The organism is Chromatium okenii, assembly GCF_016583745.1.
In the GTDB taxonomy this organism is placed as follows: domain Bacteria; phylum Pseudomonadota; class Gammaproteobacteria; order Chromatiales; family Chromatiaceae; genus Chromatium; species Chromatium okenii.
In genome coordinates this window covers 1-2,572 of the sequence record NZ_NRRQ01000079.1, presented here as the reverse complement: position 1 = coordinate 2,572, position 2,572 = coordinate 1, and the positions used below count along the sequence as shown (strand labels likewise).

Sequence of the window (2,572 nt, the reverse complement as noted above, 5' to 3'; positions counted from 1 at the left end):
CGGAGTAGCGATTAAAAACTGAATGTAATCTTGTTCGGTACATTTTGCAGCGTTCATCTTTGTATAGCCAAGCCAGAATAAATTGATTGCGGCACAACAGTAGGATTGAAGGTGCTGCGCCGATTTTGACAATCATTTTGTGGTGGATCGACTATATTCTAAAGCTATTTTTGGTCAACTGCGTAACTCCTAGATTCTTCAAGTTTTCTCGTGATTCAAGACCAAGCAGAAGTGGGCACCCTTTCGGGTCGAGGGATGTAACCTCTATCTCAGCTATTACTGCCGAGCATTTGCTTTCTCTGCTCTCCCATACCCGCATTCGTCGGGTAGGGACAATTTGTTACCATTTCATCCACCCTAAGAACCGTGCTTGCGACTTTCACCGCACACGGCTCAAGCCTTGATAAGCTCTAGTTAAAGAGCCGGTAACGCACCGATTTTATTCTTACTATGAAGCTGACGGTGGCAATTTCCATGTAAAAGTCGTGTATTCTTCAGCGTATTGTTCCCACCCAGAGTCTTTGGTATTACATGATGTATATTAAACTCATCACTTTCTGGTTGGATCATTTGCATACACACTGGGCATATACCTTTTTGTTGGAGCCATAGACTCTTCGCTTGACCATACAGATGTTGATCTGAATCTTTGACGGCACGAATTGCACGTTGTTCCCAGTACTGCTCCCATTGTGGATCAAACGGATTTGCTTCCGATTTAACCTTAACGTGTCGCACAATTGGTGTTGCTGCATGTTTTATCAACTCTACCAACTGCTTCTCGCCTTTGACTTTCTTGTAGTAGCCAAACACCCAGTTTCTAGCGCCTTTAGTGTGCCAATAACGATCCTTAACCCACTTCCGACCCTTCTTTGGATGTATCCGTCGTGCCCATTTCCAGAGTGCTGTCCAGATTTCCTTGTCTACCTTACCAAAGGTTTCCTTAGAGACCATTCCAGCATGATAGTTTGCCCACCCCCGTATGATTGGGTTTAGTGTTGCTATCACAACCTCTTGACTTTGCCCATTGAGATTCTTAATCGTTTCCCGAATCTTTTTCAAGTGTGCCGCCACATTCTTCTTGGCAGGCTTCGTCAAGTACTTGCCCGAATACTTTCTAAAGTTCCATCCTAGAAAATCAAACCCTTCTTCGATGTGTACCACCTTAGTTTTCTCTTCTGACAGCGTGAGACCTCTCTCCTCTAAGAAGACTCTTGCAGTCTCCTTTACTTTGAGTGCTGTAGCTTCGTCTGCTGCGGTAATTACAAAATCATCGGCATATCTAACACAGTTAATCTTGTTTACATTCTTCCCTTTCTTGCTTACCTTCGTTCTATCCTTGAGTACTGCTGCTTCAAGACCATCTAATGCCATGTTTACTAGGGTTGGCGATATGATACCGCCTTGTGGTGTCCCTGCCTCGGTGGGAAACAGACTTAGTTTCTCCATGTATCCAGCCTTCAGCCACTTCCCAAGGACTACTCTATCCATTGGAATGTTATTTATTAACCATTCGTGACTGATATTGTCAAAACATCCAGTAATATCCGCTTCCAGTACCCATTGTGCTCTATCCTTGCTTGCTTGGCAGGTAAACAGTTGTGCTGCTGCATCTGCCGTACTCCAACCTTTCCGAAACCCGTAGGAGTTTGGATCGGCTTTAGTTTCTGCAATGGGTTCCAATGCAAGCAAGTAGAGAGCTTGCATGGCACGATCCTTCATGGTTGGAATTCCTAGCGGACGTTGTTTCCCGTTTGCTTTAGGGATATACACCCTTCTCAAAGGCTTTGGCTTGTAACCATGCCGTTTGAGAGACGAGATTGCTCTGTACTTTTGTGTGGGAGTGTTCCATGTTGCTCCATCTACTCCCGATGTCCTTGCCCCTTTATTCTCGGTTACTCTCTTCACACTGATTGCTTTAGCGTAAAAAGAGTGGGTTAATATCCATTGCAATTTTCTCAACTTGCGATGGTCATTTTCCTGCGTTGCCTTCACGATACGCGCTTGCAGTCTTCTCACTTTTTGCTCTGCCACTTTCCAGTCAATCTCGTGCCAGCCGTCGTTAGGAGTCACAGGAGCTGTGCTCGTTGTTTTCACTTCAATCACCTCTCTCATATTTGCTTACTCCTATTAGAAAAGAATTTAAACTATCTCGTGATTCAAGACCAAGCAGAAGTGGGCACTCTTTCGAGTCAAGGGATGTAACCTCTATCTCTGCCATTACAGCAAAGCATTTGCTTTTTCTGCATTCCTATACCCACACTTCCAACAGATCATCTTACGATTCACCTGCCTTTCCAAGTACTAAAGGCGAAAATACGGGCTTACCAAGTTCCGTACAAGTAACTCGAAAGGGTTAGGTGGCAACTGTTGACCGGAGTGCTTAAAATCTTCCGTTAGATGATAATAAAGCATCTAAACTATGCACTCTTTGCCTTTTGGCTGGAGCCTATCAGCATTATTTGGCTCCTTGAGGATAACGGTCTTTAACATTGCTTCACTTATGTTCACCATACCTTCCAAGCCTAGCTCCCATCCACTTTAATGCTAGTAGAGTTGATTTTATCTCACG

Annotated in this window: 1 protein-coding gene; it reads right to left on the bottom strand. The window is 44.3% G+C overall.

Annotation, left to right across the window (positions count from 1 at the left end; all coding sequences use genetic code 11):
* Positions 1-414: 414 nt before the first annotated feature.
* A complete protein-coding gene (gene ltrA, locus CKO12_RS14105; protein WP_200155360.1) occupies positions 415-2,115 on the bottom strand; it encodes a group II intron reverse transcriptase/maturase in 1,701 nt (566 codons plus the stop codon).
* Positions 2,116-2,572: the final 457 nt, after the last annotated feature.

Excerpts from the sequence above, each read along its gene's own strand:
- ltrA (WP_200155360.1), bottom strand. The coding sequence starts at position 2,115 with ATGAGAGAGGTGATTGAAGTGAAAACAACGAGCACAGCTCCTGTGACT.